Source organism: Empedobacter tilapiae (assembly GCF_004785645.1).
In the GTDB taxonomy this organism is placed as follows: domain Bacteria; phylum Bacteroidota; class Bacteroidia; order Flavobacteriales; family Weeksellaceae; genus Empedobacter; species Empedobacter tilapiae.
Window position 1 is genome coordinate 137,552 of record NZ_SRPE01000004.1, and the last position, 21,726, is coordinate 159,277.

The 21,726-nt window shown below is 30.7% G+C and carries 17 protein-coding genes; 9 read left to right on the forward strand and 8 right to left on the reverse strand.

The features are described 5' to 3' along the window. The first annotated feature begins 63 nt into the window (after nucleotides 1–63). The 3 genes from E4J94_RS06585 to E4J94_RS06595 all read left to right on the forward strand — a co-directional run bounded on the left by E4J94_RS06585 (nucleotide 64) and on the right by E4J94_RS06595 (nucleotide 1,548). Nucleotides 64–648, forward strand: a complete 585-nt coding sequence (locus tag E4J94_RS06585; protein ID WP_246034270.1) for a hypothetical protein — start codon at nucleotides 64–66, stop codon at nucleotides 646–648. Between the two features lie 114 nt (nucleotides 649–762). After that, the gene (locus E4J94_RS06590; protein WP_135835063.1) at nucleotides 763–1,197 is read left to right on the forward strand and encodes a transposase; all 435 of its coding nucleotides are present in this window, start codon (nucleotides 763–765) and stop codon (nucleotides 1,195–1,197) included. Nucleotides 1,198–1,227: 30 nt separating this feature from the next. Then, the gene (locus E4J94_RS06595; protein WP_135835064.1) at nucleotides 1,228–1,548 is read left to right on the forward strand and encodes a helix-turn-helix domain-containing protein; all 321 of its coding nucleotides are present in this window, start codon (nucleotides 1,228–1,230) and stop codon (nucleotides 1,546–1,548) included. A gap of 62 nt (nucleotides 1,549–1,610) precedes the next feature. On the opposite strand, the gene E4J94_RS06600 is transcribed toward E4J94_RS06595, so the two are convergent. The 3 genes from E4J94_RS06600 to E4J94_RS06610 all read right to left on the reverse strand — a co-directional run bounded on the left by E4J94_RS06600 (nucleotide 1,611) and on the right by E4J94_RS06610 (nucleotide 6,842). Then, nucleotides 1,611–3,773 carry a S46 family peptidase gene (locus tag E4J94_RS06600; RefSeq protein ID WP_135835065.1) on the reverse strand — a complete coding sequence of 721 codons (2,163 nt, stop codon included), beginning with the start codon at nucleotides 3,771–3,773 and terminating at the stop codon, nucleotides 1,611–1,613. Nucleotides 3,774–3,987: 214 nt separating this feature from the next. Continuing rightward, on the reverse strand, nucleotides 3,988–5,478 hold the full coding sequence (locus tag E4J94_RS06605; protein ID WP_135835066.1) for an aminoacyl-histidine dipeptidase: 1,491 nt from the start codon (nucleotides 5,476–5,478) through the stop codon (nucleotides 3,988–3,990). Nucleotides 5,479–5,816: 338 nt separating this feature from the next. Beyond that, the gene (locus tag E4J94_RS06610) at nucleotides 5,817–6,842 is read right to left on the reverse strand and encodes a M28 family peptidase (protein WP_135835067.1); all 1,026 of its coding nucleotides are present in this window, start codon (nucleotides 6,840–6,842) and stop codon (nucleotides 5,817–5,819) included. 140 nt (nucleotides 6,843–6,982) lie between these two features. Between E4J94_RS06610 and E4J94_RS06615 the strand changes: the two genes are divergently transcribed. Continuing rightward, nucleotides 6,983–8,890 carry an amino acid permease gene (locus E4J94_RS06615; protein WP_135835068.1) on the forward strand — a complete coding sequence of 636 codons (1,908 nt, stop codon included), beginning with the start codon at nucleotides 6,983–6,985 and terminating at the stop codon, nucleotides 8,888–8,890. 121 nt (nucleotides 8,891–9,011) lie between these two features. After that, on the forward strand, nucleotides 9,012–10,769 hold the full coding sequence (gene aspS / locus E4J94_RS06620) for an aspartate--tRNA ligase (RefSeq protein ID WP_135835069.1): 1,758 nt from the start codon (nucleotides 9,012–9,014) through the stop codon (nucleotides 10,767–10,769). Nucleotides 10,770–11,021: 252 nt separating this feature from the next. Here aspS and E4J94_RS06625 read toward each other — a convergent pair whose 3' ends face one another. The 5 genes from E4J94_RS06625 to E4J94_RS06640 all read right to left on the reverse strand — a co-directional run bounded on the left by E4J94_RS06625 (nucleotide 11,022) and on the right by E4J94_RS06640 (nucleotide 14,818). Then, nucleotides 11,022–11,615, reverse strand: a complete 594-nt coding sequence (locus E4J94_RS06625; RefSeq protein WP_135835070.1) for an RNA polymerase sigma factor — start codon at nucleotides 11,613–11,615, stop codon at nucleotides 11,022–11,024. A 230-nt stretch (nucleotides 11,616–11,845) separates the two neighbouring features. Further along, nucleotides 11,846–11,974 carry a hypothetical protein gene (locus E4J94_RS17900; protein WP_262710465.1) on the reverse strand — a complete coding sequence of 43 codons (129 nt, stop codon included), beginning with the start codon at nucleotides 11,972–11,974 and terminating at the stop codon, nucleotides 11,846–11,848. Between the two features lie 109 nt (nucleotides 11,975–12,083). Further along, nucleotides 12,084–13,088, reverse strand: a complete 1,005-nt coding sequence (gene gap, locus E4J94_RS06630) for a type I glyceraldehyde-3-phosphate dehydrogenase (protein ID WP_135835071.1) — start codon at nucleotides 13,086–13,088, stop codon at nucleotides 12,084–12,086. Between the two features lie 21 nt (nucleotides 13,089–13,109). Continuing rightward, the gene (pfkA, locus tag E4J94_RS06635; protein ID WP_262710466.1) at nucleotides 13,110–14,093 is read right to left on the reverse strand and encodes a 6-phosphofructokinase; all 984 of its coding nucleotides are present in this window, start codon (nucleotides 14,091–14,093) and stop codon (nucleotides 13,110–13,112) included. Nucleotides 14,094–14,164: 71 nt separating this feature from the next. After that, nucleotides 14,165–14,818, reverse strand: coding sequence for a DUF4294 domain-containing protein (locus E4J94_RS06640; RefSeq protein ID WP_135835072.1), 654 nt, complete (start codon nucleotides 14,816–14,818; stop codon nucleotides 14,165–14,167). A gap of 61 nt (nucleotides 14,819–14,879) precedes the next feature. On the opposite strand from E4J94_RS06640, the gene E4J94_RS06645 reads away from it, so the two are divergent. From E4J94_RS06645 to E4J94_RS06660, 4 genes are all read left to right on the forward strand, one after another. Further along, on the forward strand, nucleotides 14,880–15,971 hold the full coding sequence (locus tag E4J94_RS06645) for a M42 family metallopeptidase (RefSeq protein WP_135835073.1): 1,092 nt from the start codon (nucleotides 14,880–14,882) through the stop codon (nucleotides 15,969–15,971). A 190-nt stretch (nucleotides 15,972–16,161) separates the two neighbouring features. Then, the gene (locus tag E4J94_RS06650) at nucleotides 16,162–18,936 is read left to right on the forward strand and encodes a TonB-dependent receptor (RefSeq protein ID WP_135835074.1); all 2,775 of its coding nucleotides are present in this window, start codon (nucleotides 16,162–16,164) and stop codon (nucleotides 18,934–18,936) included. A 21-nt stretch (nucleotides 18,937–18,957) separates the two neighbouring features. Next, nucleotides 18,958–20,184 carry a DUF4876 domain-containing protein gene (locus E4J94_RS06655; RefSeq protein WP_135835075.1) on the forward strand — a complete coding sequence of 409 codons (1,227 nt, stop codon included), beginning with the start codon at nucleotides 18,958–18,960 and terminating at the stop codon, nucleotides 20,182–20,184. Nucleotides 20,185–20,292: 108 nt separating this feature from the next. Beyond that, nucleotides 20,293–21,726: a DUF6850 family outer membrane beta-barrel protein gene (locus tag E4J94_RS06660; protein WP_135835076.1), complete on the forward strand. Its 1,434-nt coding sequence runs from the start codon at nucleotides 20,293–20,295 to the stop codon at nucleotides 21,724–21,726.

Here is a 21,726-nt window from a genome sequence, read left to right on the forward strand (position 1 = left end):
AAAAGTTAAACTTACCAGAGTAATTCTGGTAGGTTTTATATGTCACACAAAAACAGTAACAATATGAAAAAAATAATCATAACATTTATTTTGCTTATTTCATCACAAGCTTTTTCTCAAGTCTCTATTGGTAAAAGCGAGGTTGAAAAAGGTGGATTATTGGATTTCGGGAATGATAATCTCGGAATTATTCTTCCCGCAGTAAAAGAATTACCAAAAAATCCAACGAGTGGAACCTTTCTTTTTGATACCGAAGACAAGAAGGTGAAAGTATATTATGAATATACTAATCAAAATAATGAAGAAAAAGAAGAATGGTTAGAGCTAAGTGATGAAGGTTCTTTGGAGATACAACAAGGAAAAAATGGAGCAGGAGAAAACATTGACGTAACGACTAAAAGAGTTTTAAATACAACTGTTGAAGAAGGAGACGGTGTAATCATTGGCGATATCGATGCAAATGGCAACGCTCCATCAGGAGCAACTGGAATCTTGGTATTAGAAGCTATAGATAAAGCATTGATCTTACCAAAAATAGAAGATCCACATCTGACTATAAAATCACCAACAGCTGGTACAATGGTTTTCGATACAAAAAGCAAATCTTTAGCTGTATTTGATGGAAAAGTTTGGAATTATTGGAAATAATATTATAACGTTAGTTTTCTAAAAAAATATTAAAAATCTTAATTAATCAACCTGTTACAAAAGCGGGATAGAAATATCCCGTATTTGTAATAAACTAGATCTAACCTAAATATTATGAATTTCAAAAAAATCCATATTGGAACATTAATTAAACAATTGATTACAGAAAAAGAAATTGATAATCTTAGAATTTGTAATTTCTTAAAATGTACAGAAAAAGAAATTGATAAAATGTATCAAATGAAAAGTTTAGATGCAGAAATTTTATTAAAATGGAGTAAACTTTTGGAGTACGACTTTTTTCGTCTCTATTCGCAGCATTTGATTCTCTATGCTCCACTAAGTAGTAATAATTATAATGTAAAGAACGAGAATACTAACCAATCGTTACTACCGCGTTTTCGTAAAAATATATATACGAGAGAAGTGATTGATTATATTCTGAATAAAATTGAGAAAGGAGAGATGAAAAAATCAGAAGTAATAGAACGATATAAAATCCCTAAAACAACCTTATACAAGTGGATTAGTAAATATAAAACGAAATAAACAATAGCTACTGATTAAAACTAAAATTAAATGATACAAAAAATAGATTATAAAACACTTTACACAGATATTTTGATCGAATTATATCCTGAAAGACTACCGTTTTGCCAAGAAATAATGAATAAGAAGATATTGTCTGTTCTAGATATACTTGAATTGAACAGATTAGTTTTTGGTGAACAACATTATAAAAATAAAGCACTTAATCAGAAATTTAAATCTTATTCAGAACAAGATATTCTACTTATTTTGGATTATCAAAAAAAGCATAAATTAAATGATTCTCAATTAGCGAATCATTTTAAATTAAGTCGAAATACGGTAGCAAAATGGAAAAAAATATATTTATAAAAAAAGAGCCTTATATATTATTGAGATATGTAAGGCTCTTTTTATATTGCTAAAAACTTTTATTAACGAACTATTGTCATTTCATCAACGATGTGTTTTGCTCCAGCAAATTTATCAACAACCCATAAAACATAACGAATATCTACAGATATCGTACGTTGTAATTTAGGATCGAAGATTACATCACCAGCCATTGCTTCAATGTTTCCGTCAAATGCAATACCGATTAATTCACCTTTACCATTCATTACTGGAGAACCTGAGTTACCACCTGTAATGTCATTATTTGATAAGAAATTTACGTGTAAATATCCATCTTTATCTCCATATTGTCCATAATCTTTTGCTTTCGCTAAATCTAATAAACGTTGTGGATTTTCGAACTCTTCGTCACCTGCGATGTGTTTTGCAACTGTACCTTCTAATGTTGTGAAATAATTAGAAGCAACATCTGGTTGACGTTTTGGATTTGTACTTTTTGGTAAATTTTGGATAGATCCGTAAGTTAAACGTAATGTAGAGTTTGCATCTGGATATAAGATATTTCCGATTTTAGACTCACGTAAACCTTTTACTAATAAACGGAAGTTTTTAGAATAAACATCATTCAAATTAGCTTGCTCATCAGTTTGTTTAGAAGCTCTTTCTACTAAAGCATTTGATAAAACGTATAAAGGATCTTTTTTCAATACTTCTACATCTGGAGAAATTAAGAAATTTTCAACTTGTTTTTGATCAGCGAAGAAACTTCTTTCAACTGCATCATTTACAAAAGAAGTAAAGTTCTTATTATTTTGCTTCGCTAAATCAGCAACATAAGGTGCTAAACCAGCTTCGTTCGCTTTAGAAGCATAAAGATTTAACTGAGCAGCCAATAAATCTTTTTCTAAAGGCAAATACATTTTTTCGTAGTATGCATTGATTGCATTCTGAATTCTCGGACGCATTTCATCACGTTTTGCATCATTTGCAGCTGCATAATTTTCTAATGCTTTTCCGATAGAATAAGGTGCACTTGCTAAAGTAGAGTAACGTAATAAAATATTGATGTAATTGTTATGACGAGCATCTAAATTTGTTTTCGCATAATAATTATTCAAGCTAGAAACAACATCACCATATTCAGCTTTGTTAGCTCCTTTTTGAGCCCATTTATTGAATTTTTCTTCTTCTTTTGTTTTCTTAGCAACAGTTCCATGAAGTTTTAACGCTTCAATCATTCCATCGCGATTTTTCCAATAGTTCGCAACTCCAGCATATTTAGAAGCATAATCAATATTTACTTTTTGATTTTGATCCATATACTTTTTCATTTGATCCATTGTCACTTTAGAAGCTTCAACCCATGCAGGATAAGCGTACTCTACATTTTGAGCAACTCCTTGTGCTGGCATCCAACGGTTTGTACGACCTGGGTAACCCAAAATCATAGCAAAATCATTTGGTTGGTATCCTTTTAAAGAAACTGGTAAATGATGTTTTGGTTGTAACGGAACATTGCTTGTAGAATAAGCCGCAGGATTTCCATCTTTGTCACCATAAACACGAAACATTGAGAAATCTCCAGTATGACGTGGCCATTCCCAGTTATCAGTATCTCCACCATATTTCCCGATAGAACTTGGAGGTGTTCCTACTAAACGTACATCTTCATAATCTTGGTAAACGAAGTAATAATATTCATTTCCTTGGAAGAATGAACGAACAGAAACTACATATTTTCCGTTTTCACTGTTTTCTTTTTCAATTTTTGCAATCTCTTGGTTAATCGCTTTCTCACGATCTAACTCAGACATTTTATCATTTACAACACCTAAAATACGTTTAGAAACGTCATCCATACGAACGAAGAAACGTACTTTTAAGCTTTTTGGTTTTAATTCGGCAGCTTTATCTTTTGCCCAAAAACCGTCTTTTAAATAATCATGTTCTGGAGCAGATAATTCAGCAATTGCACCATAACCACAGTGGTGATTTGTCAAAACTAAACCTTGACCAGAAACCATTTCAGCAGTACATCCACCACCAAATTGTACAATAGCATCTTTTAAAGAGTTATTGTTGATACTATAAATTTCTTCTGAAGTTAATTGTAAACCTTGTTTTTGCATATCACGGTGATTCAGACGTTCGATGAACATCAAAAACCACATTCCTTCGTCAGCTTTCACTTTAAAAGGAAAAAGCATAACCACTAAAAGAGTGGATAATAAAATTCTTTTCATTTTTGTTTGTCTTCAATTTTACGAAATGCTAAAATAATTGATTCTTTGAAGTTCTCCTAATTATTAGGTATTTAATAAAGTATTATTGTGTTTTTTTGAATAAATATCAATAGAATTAATGACTAAGAAAATATTAGCTTGAGATTTATATTTGTTATTTTAATAAAAAAGACCACTTACAAAAGTGGTCTTTTAATTAAGTTTTTAGCTTAAATTATATATTTTTAGAATTTGCACAGCTATAATCAACTGGACCATCGTTTGGAATATCTTTTAAAATATCTAGTAAATAATCCCAGAATTTTTGAACTGAAGCAATTTCTACTTTTTCGTCAGGAGAGTGAGCGCCAGAGATATTAGGACCGAAAGAAATCATATCTAAACCAGGATAATTTGTTCCAATGATTCCACATTCTAAACCTGCGTGACATGCTACAACTTTTGGTTCTTGTCCGAATTTTGAAACATAAATACCTTTCATCAATTCTAAAATTTCTGAATGTGTATTTGCTTTCCAACCAGGGTAAGAACCAGAGAATTTAACCTCAAAACCACCTAATTCAAATCCTGATTTTAATGTTTGTGCCAACGCTTCTTTACCCGATTCTATAGAAGAGCGTGTCAAACATAAAACACGAGCGTTACCGTTGATAACTTCTACGCGCGCTACATTATTAGACGTTTCTACTAAACCTTCAACATCTGGACTCATTCTGTAAACACCATTGAAAGCAGCCATTATAGTTTGAATAAAAACTTTAGAGTCTTGTGCTGATATTGCAGAAGTTACTTCGGCAACCTCTAAAGTAATCACCATTTTAGGTTCTTTCGTTTCGTATTCTTCAATAATTTCTGAACGTAGAGTTTCGTAAGTAGCTTTGAAAGCATCCACTTTGTCTGTAGGAATCACAATTGTAGCCCAAGATTCGCGAGGAATTGCATTACGCAAACTTCCACCTTCCATATGAGCGATTTGCAAACCAAACTCATTTCCAGCGTTTAACAAACGAGCGATTAATTTATTCGAATTTCCTAAACCTTCGTGAATTTGTACTCCAGAGTGACCTCCGTTTAGGCCTTTTAATGTTAAAGTAAAAGCCGTTCCGTTTGTATTTTCAGGAGTATAAGTTTTAGTAGCAGTAACATCAACACCACCGGCACAACCAATATCTAATTCATCATCTTCTTCTGTATCTAAATTTAACAAGATTTTCCCAGATAAGAATCCAGCTTTCAAACCTAAAGCACCAGTCATTCCAGTTTCTTCGTCAATCGTAAAGAAAGCTTCGATAGCAGGATGAGGAATGTCTTTCGATTCTAAAATAGACATAATTGTCGCAACTCCAATTCCGTTGTCAGCACCTAAAGTTGTTCCATTTGCAGTTACAAATTTATCATCTTCAATGTACATTTCAATTCCTTGAGTATCAAAATCGAATTCTACATCATTATTTTTTTGACAAACCATATCCAAATGTGATTGCATCACTATTTTTTTACGGTCTTCCATTCCTGGATAAGCTGCTTTTTTGATCAAAACATTTCCTACTTCGTCCGTTTCGACAGGCAAACCTAAGTCTTCACCAAATTTGATGATAAATTGACGAACTTTTTCTTCTTTTTTAGAAGGTCTTGGAACTGAGTTTAATGCTGAAAAATTTTTCCAGATTGCTTTTGGTTCCAAATTAAGAATATCGTTATTCATTGTTTGTTTTTTATTGTTCATCAAAGTTACGGAATTGCTCGGAATAGTTAAAAGAAAGAGATTTTAAATTTACCTTATTAAGTTGTATTAATATCTAATCATTCTTTTATACTATTTATTTATGGTAATTAAAACTTATTATGAAAATTTAGAACAGTATAAATAAAATGAAAGAAAAGTAGAAGTATACTGCCGAGAGAGCAGAGGAATATAAGAAGTATAATCTTGTTATAAAATAAGAAGCTTCTCGTTATATAACGGGAAGCTTCCTTTTGAGTAATTAGAAGCTTTTTATTGGTAGATGAGAAGCTTCTAGTTTTTTATTTGTAATTAGATATTTATCTTGTGGAAGGCATTGGAGATTCTTTGTCTACAACGGGTCTATTTTCAGCGTTTGCTAAAATCCAAATAGTATTGAAAGCTAATTTTGTACGACGTGTTAACAAATCATATTCAATTTTATCTGGTGTATCTCCTGGTTGGTGATAATCATCGTGTACACCATTAAAGAAGAAAACAGAAGGAATGTTATGTTTTGCAAAGTTGTAGTGATCAGAACGATAATAAAAACGATTAGGATCATCAGGCGTATTATAACGCATATCCAAATTAATGCCCAAACCATCATTTGCTGCTAAGACAGCTTTATGTAAATCAGAGGATAACATTTCTGAACCAATTACATACACAAAATCTCTTGTTTTTTCATTATGTTCATAATCTACACGTCCAATCATATCAATATTAACATTTGCAATTGTACTTTCTAATGGGAAAACGGGATGTTCTGAATAATATTTAGAACCTAATAATCCTTTTTCTTCACCAGAAACATGCAGTAATAAAACAGATCGTTTTGGACTAATTCCTTTCTTTTCAGCTTCTCGTAAAATGCGGCCTATTTCCATAACAGCAACAGTTCCAGATCCGTCATCATCTGCTCCTGCATAAAGTTTACCATTTTTTATTCCTTCGTGATCATAATGAGCAGAAATGACCACAATTTCTTCAGGTTTTTCAGAACCTTTGATAAATCCCATAACATTACGCATCTGACCTTTTACACGGTTAAAAGTACTTGCAGGAATAATTTGAAAATAATTATTATTAGGTCCATTTATTCCTAATTCTTTATAATAATTAGATATATAATTACCCGCTTTTACTTCACCTTCGCTTCCTGCATTTCTACCTTCCATTTCTGTTCCAGCAATGATGTAAAGCTGTTTTTTTAATTCAGCTTCAGAAATTTTATCTGTATATTTTACAAGACTTTTTTGATATTTCTCTTGAGAAATTGGTTTTGTAGAATTACAACTTACTAAAGTAGCAGCTAAAGCAATTGCAAATAAAAATTGTTTCATGTAAATTTTTTAATTTAAATTTAAAATTAATCTAACCCAGCAAAAGAAAAAAGAAATTTTGTATAAAAAACCAATATTTATGCGAAATCTATCCATTTTTGGAATTGACTTTTTTATATTTGCCCGTTTTTAAATAAATTATGTCACAATTATTCAGAAAAAAATCTGTTGAGTCTATTTTAGCAGAATCAGCTAAAAATACGACTACAATGAAAAGAACTTTAGGCGTTCGAGATTTAACAGGTTTTGGTATCGCCGCGATTGTTGGAGCTGGTATTTTTAGTACTATTGGTCGAGCAAGTTTTGAAGGTGGACCTGCAGTTATCTTCTTATTTATATTTACAGCAATAGCCTGTGGTTTTACAGCTTTTGCATATGCCGAATTTGCTTCATTAGTACCTGTTTCGGGAAGTGCGTATACCTATAGTTATGTTGCGTTTGGAGAATTATTTGCTTGGGTAATTGGTTGGGCATTGATAATGGAATATGCAATAGGGAATATTGTACTTGCTATTTCGTGGAGTGATTATTTTACCACTTTACTCTCCGGAATGGGGCTTCATCTGCCAGAATGGATGACTATGGATTATTTCACTGCGAGAGAAGGTTTTGAGTTTGTTTCAAATGAATTAGCGAAAGGTAAAACATTAGAAGGAATTGCAAATTCGCCTTATGCACAAGAGATTCCAAAATATTTAGCCTTTAAAGATGCGCCATATCTAGGATTTAATTTAGTTGTAGATATTCCAGCTTTAATTATTACCTTTTTGATTACAGCGCTGGTTTATCGTGGAATTAATGAATCGAGAAAAGCAAGTAATGCAATGGTTGTGTTAAAATTAGCTGTAGTGCTTTTAGTAATTGTTGTTGGTGCTTTTTATGTAAATCCTGATAATTGGAATCCTTTTGCTCCGAATGGAATAGGAGGTGTATTGGCTGGAGTTTCATCTGTTTTCTACGCTTATATTGGGTTTGATGCGATAAGTACAACTGCGGAGGAATGTAAAGATCCGAAACGCGATTTACCTCGTGGAATTTTTGCATCTATTATTATTTGTACTGTTTTATATGTGTTGATTGCTTTGGTGATAACAGGGATGGTACATTATTCTGAATTGAATGTTGGAGATCCTTTAGCCTATGTTTTTGATAAAATAAAGGATTTAAAATGGTTGGCTGGAATTATTGCTTTTTCGGCTGTAGTTGCAATGGCGAGTGTATTTATAGTATTTCAGATTGGACAACCTCGTATTTGGATGACGATGTCTCGCGACGGTTTATTACCAAAGAAATTCTCTACAATTCATCCAAAATTTAAAACACCATCTTTTGCTACTATATTTACTGGATTTGTAGTTGGTGTTCCTATTTTATTTACAGACTTGGAATTGGTTGTAGATGCTTGTTCTATCGGAACTCTATTTGCATTCGTTTTGGTTTGTGCTGCTGTTTTAAAGATGGATGCTGATCCAAATGCTAGAAGAGGAAATTTCAAGACACCTTTTATTGATGCAAAATATATAATGCCAATTGTTACAGCTGTTATTGTATTTTTATGCGCAACAACATTTAAAGATGATTCGATTGATTTCTTTACAAATAAGCCACAACCTATGCCAGTTGAACATTTTGTAAGTTCATTAACACCAAAAGAATTAAAAGATTCTTATACAACAATTAATGAATTAACGGGATCTGAAATCGAATTTTTAGATGATTATTTGACGCAATTAACACCTGAACAATATAAATCTACATTGAACAAATTGCCAGTTTACGAGGATAAGAAAATGGAAAAAGGTTGGGATGTTTTCAAACACAAAATTCCAATGATTCTATTTTTAATGATTTATGTTTTTATGGTTGTCAGAACTTTTTTCAAAAGAACTTCTATTATTCCATTAGCAGGAATGTTGTGTTGTTTTTATATGATGGCACAATTAGGACTTAAAAACTGGATGATTTTCTTAATTTGGATAGCAATTGGTTTGACAATTTATTTTACTTACGGTTATAAACATAGTAAACTGAGAAATCAAAATTCATAATAGTTCTAAAAGCGATTCAATTTTGAATCGCTTTTTTATTGAAATTATTTTCTCAAAAAAGTTATATAACTTCTTTATTTCACATCAAAACTTTACCTTTGCTCAATAAATTTGACGACAAATGTTTAGAACTCATACTTGTGGTGAATTAACACAAGCCAACATTAATGAAAAAGTAACGTTAAGCGGTTGGGTATCAACGCTACGTGACAAAGGTTTTATGATGTGGATCGATTTACGTGACCGTTACGGAATCACACAAATCATCTTAGATGAAGAACGTTCTTCAAAAGAATTATTTGAAACTGCTCGTCATTTAGGACGTGAGTTCGTAATTCAAGTTACAGGTACTGTAATAGAAAGAGCTTCAAAAAATCCAAACATTCCAACAGGAGATATCGAAATCTTAGCAGAAAATATTAAAATTCTTAATGAATCTGCTTTACCACCTTTCACTATTGAAGATAATACAGATGGAGGAGAAGATATCCGTATGAAATATCGCTATTTAGATATTCGTCGTAATCCAGTAAAAGAAAAATTAATCTTCCGTTCTAAAGTAGCTCAGGAAGTTCGTAAATATTTAGATGCACAAGAATTCGTAGAAGTTGAAACTCCTGTTTTGATTAAATCTACACCAGAAGGTGCGCGTGATTTTGTGGTTCCATCTCGTATGAATCCAGGAGAATTTTACGCATTACCACAATCACCACAAACATTCAAACAATTATTAATGGTGGGAGGTTTAGACCGTTACTTCCAAATTGTAAAATGTTTCCGTGATGAGGATTTACGTGCAGACCGTCAACCAGAGTTTACGCAAATTGACTGTGAAATGTCGTTTGTTGAACAAGAAGATATCATGAATGTTTTCGAAGGTTTGGCAAAACATTTATTACATACCTTCAAAGGTTTAGAGTTTGGAGATTTTCCTCGTATGACATTTGCTGAAGCAATGCGTCGTTACGGAAATGATAAACCAGATATTCGTTTTGGAATGGAATTCGGTGAAATTACAGACTTAGCGAAAGGAAAAGATTTTAAAATATTTGATGAGCAAGAATTAATCGTCGGTATTGTTGCTGAAGGATGTAATTCTTACACGCGCAAAGACATTGATAAATTAATTGAATGGGTTCAACGTCCACAAATTGGTGCGACTGGTTTAGTTTGGGCTCGTTATAACGAAGACGGAACGTTCAAATCATCTGTAGATAAATTCTATTCTCAAGAAGATTTAGCAGCTTGGGCAGAACGTATGAATGCAAAACCAGGAGATTTGATGCTGGTGATGTCTGGGAACACAAACAAAGTACGTGCGCAATTATCTGCGTTACGTATGGAAATTGCCGAACGTTTAGGCTTACGTAATCCTGAAGTTTTCGCACCGTTATGGGTTGTAGATTTTCCATTATTAGAATGGGACGAAGAATCTGAAAGATATCACGCAATGCATCACCCATTTACTTCTCCAAAACCAGAGGACATGGAATTAATTTCTACAAATCCAGGTGAAGTTCGTGCAAATGCATATGATTTAGTTTTAAACGGTAATGAAATCGGTGGAGGTTCTATTCGTATTTACGATAAAGATGTTCAAGCAAGAATGTTCGAATTATTAGGATTTACACCAGAGCAAGCAGAAGCACAATTTGGTTTCTTAATGAATGCTTTTAAATATGGAGCACCACCTCATGGAGGTTTAGCATTCGGATTTGACCGTTTTGTATCTATTTTAGACGGTTCTGAAACAATTCGTGATTACATTGCATTTCCTAAAAACAATTCAGGTCGTGATGTAATGATTGATGCTCCATCTCCAATTGATCAAACTCAGATGGAAGAGCTAAATATCACATCTACTTTCAAAGAAAAATAAATAGAATTTTAATTATAGAAAAAGGTCTAAGATGTAAATCATCTTAGACCTTTTTTCATTGAATTCAAAATATAATTAGTTCATATTTATGATAAAGTCCTCATGTAATATCGTTGATTTTATGAATCTAACTGATTTTGAAAAAAATAATATTTTATCGATTGTATATTGTTGTGGTTGTAAATCTTCTGAGTAGAATTCTATCATCTTAAACTTATTTATTGTAAAACGCTAAATACATAAGTTTATTTTTTAATCGATTGTTAAAATAATGTTATTATTTTCTATAACTTTTCTTAGATTAATAATTGCATAACGCATCCTTCCTAATGCAGTGTTTATACTCACATCCGTTTCTTCTGCAATTTCTTTAAAACTTAATTCTTTAAAAATTCTTAATTCTAAGACTTCTCTTTGATCTTCAGGTAATTGAGTTACTAAGTTTCTTAAATCATGCTCAATTTGAGTTTTAATAAGTTTAGTTTCTGAACATTCGTCGCAAATTCCAATAAAATCAAAAATGTTAAAATCATCACTGTAGCCAACTGTTTCACTTACAGTGGGCATTCTTTTATTTGATCGAAAATAATCGATAGTCAAATTATGAGCAATACGCATAACCCAAGGTAAAAATTTTCCTTCTTCGTTATATCGTCCTCCTTTTAAAGTAAGGATAACTTTGATAAAGGTATCTTGAAAGATATCTTCAGTTACATCTTTATCTAAGACTTTAGAGTATATAAAACTATAGATTCTTCCTTTGTATTTCTCTATTAATGTTTCTAAAGCATTTTCATTACCTCTTAAATAATCTTGAATTATTAGAGAGTCATCTTCATAGTTCATAGTAGCAATTGTTAATAATAAAGTAGAATTTAATCTATAGGCTGTATTTTTTTGTTTATCCAAATATAGTTAAACAAAATTTTGTTACAAGTATTTTAACATAAAAAATCTAAATTTTTTTTAAAAAGTTCTTAAAAAAATAAATAAATGTTAATTTTTGTAAATTTTATTAATTTAAAATTTACATTATTGTGGATTTTATAAAGTGATAGTAGTTAGTAAAATAAGAGTTAGTTTAAATTAATATTTAGTTGAGATCCCAATTTTTTTACTTTAACACTTGATAAGGATTTAGAAAAAGCTAATAATTTATCTACAGTTGATTTTTTAGGGCCAACATTTTGTAATTCTTTTCTCATTTTATATTATTTGTTAAACTAAAATCAAATATTAGTCCATAAAATATTAAGAAAATATTAAAAAAAAGTCTTTCCAATTTTGGAAAGACTTTTTAATGTGTGTTATTACTTATAATCTTGAAATGTGTTGAACTAAATCAACAACTTTGTGTGAATATCCAATTTCGTTATCATACCAAGCAACTAATTTTACGAAAGTAGGGTTTAGCATAATACCTGCTTCTGCATCAAAAATACATGTTCTAGTATCTCCTCTAAAATCCATAGAAACTAAAGGTTCATCTGTGTAACCAAGAATTCCTTTTAAATCTCCTTCAGATGCATCAAGCATTACTTTTTTTATTTCATCGTAATTAGTTTCTCTTGCTAATTTAACAGTTAAATCAACTACAGAAACATCAACTGTAGGTACACGGAAAGACATTCCTGTTAATTTTCCATTTAATTCAGGAATTACTTTTCCAACAGCTTTTGCAGCTCCAGTTGAAGAAGGAATGATGTTTACCATTGCACTTCTACCACCTCTCCAATCTTTATTTGAAGGACCGTCAACTGTTTTTTGAGTTGCAGTTGTAGCGTGAACGGTTGTCATTAACGCTTCTACAATTCCGAATTTTTCATGAACTACTTTTGCTAAAGGAGCTAAACAATTTGTTGTACAAGAAGCATTAGATACTATTATATCTTCGGCAGTTACGTTTTCATGGTTAACTCCCATTACGAACATTGGTGTGTCATCTTTAGAAGGTCCTGTTAGAACAACTTTTTTTGCTCCAGCTTCTATATGTTTTCCTGCTGTTTCTTTTGTCAAGAAGATTCCTGTAGCATCAATTACAATTTCAGCTCCAACCTCATTCCACTTTAAATTAGCAGGATCTTTTTCTGAAGTAACTCTAATCTTTTGTCCATTTACAATTAAATGTCCATTTTCTACTTTAATTTCTCCATTAAACTTTCCATGAACAGAATCATATTTTAGCATATATGCTAAATAATCAACATTTACTAAATCATTAATCCCTACAATCTCGATGTCTTCTCTTTCAATAGCAACCCCAAAAACAAGACTACCAATTCTTCCGAATCCATTTATTCCAACTTTAATTTTTGACATATATAATTCCCTTTTATTTTTTTAAATTGCTAATATATTGGCAACTTTTATTAATTCTGAATCAATTTCATTATGTTTTTTTATAGCTTCATCAATAGGAGTAAAAACTACTTTATTAGAACGAATACCAGCCATTAAGTTAGTTTGACCATTTAATAAACCTTCTACAGCTGCAATACCTAAACGACTTGCTAAAACACGATCGTGACAAGATGGAGAACCTCCACGCTGAATATGCCCTAAAACTGTGACACGGATATCATATTCTGGATGACGATTTTGAACTTGTTTTGCTAATTCGAAAACACCTCCTAGTTTTTCTCCTTCTGCAACTACAACAATGCTTGATTTTTTTCCAGACTTCTCAGAACGTTCTAAAGAAGAACATAAATCCTCAACACTATCACGCTCTTCAGGTATTAAGATATCTTGTGCTCCAGAAGCAATACCACTATTTAAAGCGATGAAACCCGCATCTCGACCCATCACTTCAACAAAAAATACACGATCATGTGAAGTTGCAGTATCTCTTAACTTATCAATAGCATCAATTACAGTATTTAAAGCAGTATCATATCCGATTGTGAAATCTGTTCCAAATATATCATTATCAATAGTACCTGGAATTCCTATAAAAGGAATGTTAAATTCTTTATGGAATATGTTTGCACCTGTAAAAGAACCATCTCCTCCAATAACAACTAATGCATCAATATTATTTTGTTTAAGATGATTATACGCTTTTTGACGACCTTCTATAGTTTTAAATTCAGCTGATCGAGCTGTTTTTAGAATTGTTCCACCTTGGTTGATGATGTTTTTTACAGAACGCGGACCTAATTCAATCATGTCATTATTAATCAAACCTTCATAACCTTGGCGGATACCAACAGATTTGATGTCATAATATTTACATGCTCTTACAACAGCACGTAGAGCTGCATTCATTCCAGGTGCATCTCCTCCAGATGTTAATACACCTATTTTTTTTATATTATTTTCCACTTATCCTTTATATTAAATCAAATATAAAAAAAAAACAGAATATTATTATTATAGGTAATATTAAAGATAGATTAATCTTCGTCTATAGGTTTTAAGATCCCATCTGCAAAATCGCGTTGAAGAATTACCGCAATATACAAATCTTCACGAGTTCTTTTAGGATCAAAAGTTTGTTTTAAGTCTATATTAAATGCACCACTAGCTGCTTGATATAGAAAAGCATTTAATCCTCCTCTTAATTCCTTGATAATATCGTATGATGTTTTATCAGTTTCTTTATAAATTAGTTTTGTTAAAATTTGCCCTCGAGAACTTGACATGTTTTTTAATTGATTCTCAAATTGATCTGCTAGATCTTTTTGACGAGATTTAATAAAACGTTTTTTTTCACGTCTTTTATCCATTGTTTGAATGGTGTCCGAAACATAATTGTACTCTCTAACAGCAGTTCTTACGTATGGCCAGACATCACGCACACGTTTTCTTAACCATAAATAGTATTTTTTTTCTAAATCAGTTTTTAAATGTACAGAATAAAAATTTGATTCGTTCAAATGAATTGTGTCAAAAGGACTAAAAGATAAATCATCAATATTAATCGAATCATTTTTAATTTCTTGAGAAGGATTTTTCCCACCTAAATCTAATCCGAAAATTTGAGCTTTAAGATTATTAAAACCAAATAATGAGAGTATTAAAGTTATATGATAGATGTAAAATTTCATATTAGAATTTGTTCAAAAATTGTTCCTAAAATTAGTACATTTGTTAGATAAATAAACTAAAATGAGTACAAATAATTTGTTTGATCAACAATCAATAGACTTTTTGACTAAATATTTAAATACAGCTTCTCCAACTGGTTTTGAAAGCGAAGGACAAAAAGTTTGGATGAATTATGTTAAACCATATGTAGACGAAGTAAAAACAGATAATTATGGATCTGCCTACGGAATTATTAATCCAGAAGCAAAATATAAAGTTGTAATAGAAGCTCACGCAGATGAGATTTCGTGGTTTGTAAATTATATTTCGGAAGATGGTTTGATTTATGTTATTCGAAATGGAGGTTCTGATCATATGATTGCTCCTTCTAAAGTAGTAAACATTCATACAAAAAAAGGAATTGTAAAAGGAGTTTTTGGTTGGCCAGCGATTCACTTACGTCAAGCAGGAAAAGATGAGGCTCCAACTCCAGATAAAATTTGGATTGATACAGGTTGTACATCGAAAGAAGAAGTTTTAGAATTAGGAATTCATGTAGGTTGCGTGATAACATATCCTGATGAATTTTTTACATTGAATGATCGTTATTTCGTTTGTCGTGCTATTGATAATAGAATGGGAGGGTTTATGATTGCCGAGGTTGCGCGTAAATTGTCTGAAAATAAAGATAAACTAGATTTTGGCTTATACATTGTAAATGCAGTTCAGGAAGAAGTTGGATTACGAGGAGCAGAAATGATTACACAAACAATTAAACCAAATGTAGCTATTATAACAGATGTAACACATGATACAACAACTCCTATGATTACAAAGTCAAAAGAAGGAGAACAAAAGTGCGGGGATGGGCCAGTTGTTTATTATGCACCAGCAGTACAAAATAATGTACGTGAATTGATAATTGATACTGCAGAAAAAAATAATATACCTTTTCAAAGAGCTGCTAGTTCTCGTGTTACTGGAACTGATACAGATGCTTTTGCTTATAGTAATGGTGGAGTTCCATCTGCCTTAATTTCTTTACCACTTCGTTATATGCACACAACTGTAGAGATGGTTCATCAATCGGATGTAAAGAATGTGATTGAATTGATATATGAATCGGTGAAATCAATAAAAAATGAACAAAGTTTTAAATATCATAATGTTTAAAATATAAGATTGATAATAAAAAAGCCGATTAGAAACTTTTTCTAATCGGCTTTTTTTAGCTAATAAAGAATTATGTGTACTAAAAAATCGCTGAGAGAACTTGAATAATATCAGTTTATTAATAATTAGTCTAAATAAATTGTTAATTATTTAGAATAATTCTATCTTCGCAATCTAATTTGAGAAGCGAATGTTTGGTAATTTAATGGGGAAATTTAGAGGTGTACTTGTAATTATGGTTTTTAGTTCAAGTGTAAATGCTCAGAATATCAATCAACAATTAAAATTACATGTAATAGATAGTGATAGTATAGCATTACAAGATGTAAACATCATTATTAATAATAGTAAATCTATTCAAACGGATAATAGAGGATTTGCCGAAATAACTTTACCAATTGGTAATTATAGTTTAAATATTTCTCATTTAGGATATGAAAACAAAAACGTTAATATAAGTCTTACTAAAAATAGGACATTAACATATGTACTCATATCTAAAGAAATTGCTTTGCAAGAAGTTGTTTTTACTGCAAAAGAAGATAAAGGATTGACATCTAAATCTGTAATAGATAGAAAAGCTATGGAACATCTACAACCATCTAGTTTTTCTGATTTGATGGAACTTTTACCTGGTGGATTAGCCAAACAACCTAACCTTACAACGACCAATGTTGCTCTGATTAGAGAAAGTTCGGGAAGACCAATAGAAGGTGGTTATAATACATCATCTCTAGGTGTACAATTTATGGTAGATGATAATATTATTAATTCTAATTCGGATATGCAACGTTCATTAAATCAACTGGCTTTTTCTTCAGCTCCAAAGAGTAGAAATACAATATCTACAGGGATTGATATGCGAAGCATTTCAACGAATGATATAGAAAAAGTAGAGATAATAAGAGGAATTCCTTCTGCTGCTTATGGTGATTTGACTTCTGGATTAATTAAAATAGAACGAAAAATAGGTGTAACTCCTTTACAAGCACGTGTTAAAGTAGATGGTTATAGTAAACAATATTATGTAGGAAAAGGTTTTAGTTTACGTGATAATTGGAAGTTGAATACTTCTTTCGATTTTTTAGACGCAAAGATGGATCCAAGTGATGATCAGCAAAATTATCAACGTATAACAGCTTCATTACGATCTGAATTAAAACTTAAATTATGGAACAATCCGTTGAAATTGAGATCTAATTTAGACTTTTCAGGAACATTGGATAATGTTAGTATTGATCCTGATAATGCTTATGCACCAACTGATAGATATAAATCTTATACAAGAAAATTTACGGTTACAAATAATTTTATATATGAACTTCCTAAAAAATCATTTTTTGATTTAGTAACTCTAAATACGTCTATTAGACAAGGTTTTGATCGTATTGAACAAAGACAATTTATACAATATTCGGGACCAAGAGCTTTACCATTGTCAACAGAAGAAGGAGAAAGTGTAGGGATTTTTGCAGCTACTAGCTTTGTGTCTGAATATATGACTGATGGTAAACCTTTGGATTTGAATGCTCAATTACAAACAACAGGTAAGAAGAGTTTTTTAGGATTTACAAATACTTACGAACTTGGGATAGATTGGCGCTACAGTAAAAATAATGGTAGAGGAGATGTATATGATGTTACACAGCCTCCATCTCCTAGTATGTCTATTCGCCCTAGAGCATTTCGAGATATTCCTGCAACACAAAATATTGCTGCTTTTATAGGAGATCGTATCAATTATAAATTAAATAAACACTCTTTTACTCTATATGGAGGTTTACGTATGAGTAAATTGTTGGGTGTAGATAATTCATATAAAATAAGTAATAAAATTTTTGTAGAACCACGTCTTAATTTTCAGTACGGATTACCACAATTCATGATTGCAGGAAAACCACTTCAAATTGATTTGACACTAGGATATGGATTGTTCTATAAGCAACCAACGACTTATTATTTATATCCTAATAAGCAGTTTACAGACTATGTTCAGTTAAATTATTATCATGATGATGCGCGTTATCGCTATATAAATTATATGACTTATGTGCAATCATTAGAAAATAAAAATATTACAGCTGCAAAAAATATAAAGAAAGAAGTTAGAGTAGATTTTTCTTACAATAAGCATAACTTCTCGATTACCTATTACAAAGAAGATATGAATAATGGTTTTCGACCATTTAATAATTTCAGAGTTAATTCATATAAAAAATATGACGCTACGAAAGTAGATCTTAACAATTGGACAGCAAACGGACCAGATTTAACAAATGTGCCATATACTATTGTAAGAGAACATGCAGCTTTTACAACCACAGAAAACGGAAGCGTTACGGATAAAGAAGGAATAGAATTTCAGTATAGTACACCACGTTTCAAAGGTGTTAATACACGATTTACGTTAAGTGGTGCTTGGTTTAAAACCAAATATTACAATGATATTCCTGTTTATGAAAAACCAACTATATCTATAGGAGGAGTTATAGGTTCTTTTCCGTATATAGGAATTTATGAAAATGATGATGCTTATACAAGGTCTAATCTAAATTATAATATGATGATGGATACATATATTCCAAGTTTAGATTTAACATTTTCGGCGTCTGTACAAGGTTCTATTTTTAACCATTACATTCGAGAGAAAATTATCGCATTTCCAACATCTTACATTGATTTGGATGGACAGATAAAACCATATACAGAAGTAGATAAAACGGATATATATAAACAACATTTAGAAAGAAACGTTGCAAGATCAGAACCATTATCTGAAAAGAAAAGTTATACAATTAATGTCAATTTTAAGGTAACAAAAAGTATTTACAAAGCATTACGAGCATCTATGTTTGTGAATCAACTGTATAATTATACCAATCCCTATTATTTCAATAATATAAAAGTAGAAATGGTAAATAAAAGTACACCATATTTTGGTGTTGAAATGAATTATAATTTTTAAAATATATTTAAATAGAATCATATGAAACAAAGATTTTTATTACTAAGTTTTTTAGCACTCACAACTTCTTATACATTAGTATCATGTTCTAATGATGATGATTTTGGAACTGAAATTGTTCAAAATAGTACATTAACTTTATCTTTTAATGGAGAAAATATTTCAACATATAAGACTTTAGAAATAGAGGTAAAAGAATTAAATACAGGAGCAACAACAACTAAAACGATAGAAGGAGCCAATGCATATACACTTGAATTATTAAAAGGATCATACAAGATTTCTGTAAATGGTACAGTTATTACAACAACTAATGAAGAAGTAAAAGTAGGAGGTACATCAACAATAGATGTTAAGAGTACAGCAGAAAATTTAACTGTAGAATTGTTTGTTAAGCAATTTAATGATGATTTTATTATAGAGGAAGCTTTTTATACAGGAGTTAAAACACCAGAAGGAAAAAACTATAATTCAAGTCGTTATTTTAAAATAACAAATAATACAGATAAAGTATTATATGCAGATAAATTAATTTTAGCACAATCAGAATTCTTAACGCAAGTAGATAATAAAGTAACACCTTATCATCCAAATACAGCTTTTGCGGTAAAAGGAGTGATGGTATTACCTGGAAATGGAACTGATTACCCTGTACAACCAGGAGATTTCATTGTAATTGCTGATAATGCAGTAAATCATAATTCAGTAACTAGTACAGCTTTTGATTTGAGCAAAGCAGATTTTGAGTTTCCATCAGAAAACCCTGCTTTAGGACAAGTAGATAATCCTAACGTACCAAATGTAAATATTATTTATTCACAAATGAATTATAATATGTTTTTCTTACATAGCAGCGGTGTAGAATCTTATGTTATTGCTCGTTTTCCTGCAGGAGAAAGTACAACAACTTTCTTAGAAAAATATAAATATAGTTACGAATACGTAAATTCGGCTGGAAATATTACAAAGAAAAATACATACGAAATTCCAAATACATGGATAGTAGATGGAATGAATAATAGCGTTCCGGATAAATTTTTACATATCTTGACATCACCTACAATTGATGCAGGCTGGACAGGAGTTGGTGAATTTTGGAATGATGCCAGTCGTTTAGGAAAATCTGTACGTAGAAATGTTTTAGGAAAAATGGAAAACGGAAAAAATGTTTATAAAGACACTAACAATTCTACGGTAGATTTTATAAAAAATTCTGAACCAAGTTTAAAAAATGGTATTGTTCATTAATTAAAATAATTTATTTTGAAAATTTTAAATAGCTTTCGTTTTTTATTGATAGTATTGTTTACTTATAATTTTGTAAGTGCACAAGACAGTCTTTCACTTTTTCAAAATTTGAAGAATCAATATGATTCTGAAAGAGATTTTAAAATAAAAGCTTTCTATAATCCAGCAAATATGTTGGATTATAGTTCTTTTTCTTCATCAGAACTATATGTAGATTATTTTAATCAAAAAGATAAAGTATATCGACAACAAAAAGGTTCAGAAAAACAAGGATTTGGAGTGAAAACAAATTCTTATCAAAAGCTCAAAAACGATAAAGCGCTTTGGGGTAGTGCTTCTTATCAAAATCTAAAAACAAAACGTATAAAATATAATGAGAATTTAGATTTTGATCGAGTAGCTCCGTATATTTCATCTGATACAGTTGGAGGTGATTTAGAAATTGAAAAATACCAGTTTTTAGGTGGTTATGCTCAAAAATTTAATAAAGTAACCTTAGGAGCTCAAGCTAGTTATAATGCTCAATTGGGGTCAAGAGCTAGAGATCCAAGAATAAATAATACTACTTCAGAATTAAATCTGAAAGTAGGTATTAATTACGCTTTTTACAAAAAATTTGATGTTTCATTATTTGCTGAAGGTGAACGATATTTACAAAATAGCAAGATTAGATTTGCAAGTAAAATTGGGCAACCACTTGTTTATCAAATGACAGGATTGGGACTTTATAATAATCTTTTTAGTGGAGGAACATCTTCACTAGAAACAATTCATGAAGAGTTTGGATATAAAATTGGAGGAGAAATTAATCATAATAAAGGAAAAGATTTTTATATTTTGGCTCAAATAGGGCAATCTAGTATGCTAAAAAGTTATAGAGGGTCTACAAATAGATATTATGATCTAGCTGATCTAGAAAAAGATTATTTAGAATTAGAAGGAGTAAAATTTTTTCAAATTAATAATCATAGAGTTGGGATAAAGCTAAATTATTTGTCAAATAAAATAAAAGGAAAAGAATATGGTTATACGAATAATACTCAATTGTTAGAGCAAATTTATAAACGTTTATCGTATAAAAGAGATGAAACTTTAACTAGTTTTTCGTTATTTTACTCTTTAAATAAGGAAAAGGTAAGTTTTTCTGTAATACCATATTATCGTTTGAATGAAATCAAAGAACAACGAATTAATCCATATAGTGGTCAAAAATTTGAGTATTCTATTGTTGGATTAATAATGGATTATAAACAACAATTAAGTAATAATCAAATAATAACTTTTCGACCATTTTTTGATATCAAATCAGTTTCCTCATCTAAAAATATTTTAGCAACAAATAGTCTGCCTAGTATAAACAATTGGATCAATCAAGATTATAATTATTTAGCTAGTGAAATAAAAACAATAGGGGCAAGTTTGCGTTATGATTTTAAATTAGAGAAAATACCTGCAGTATATATAGAAGCAGGAGTTTCTCAAGCTAAAATTCAATCAAAAAATAATAATTTTTCTACTATTTTAGTAGGAATTACATTCTAA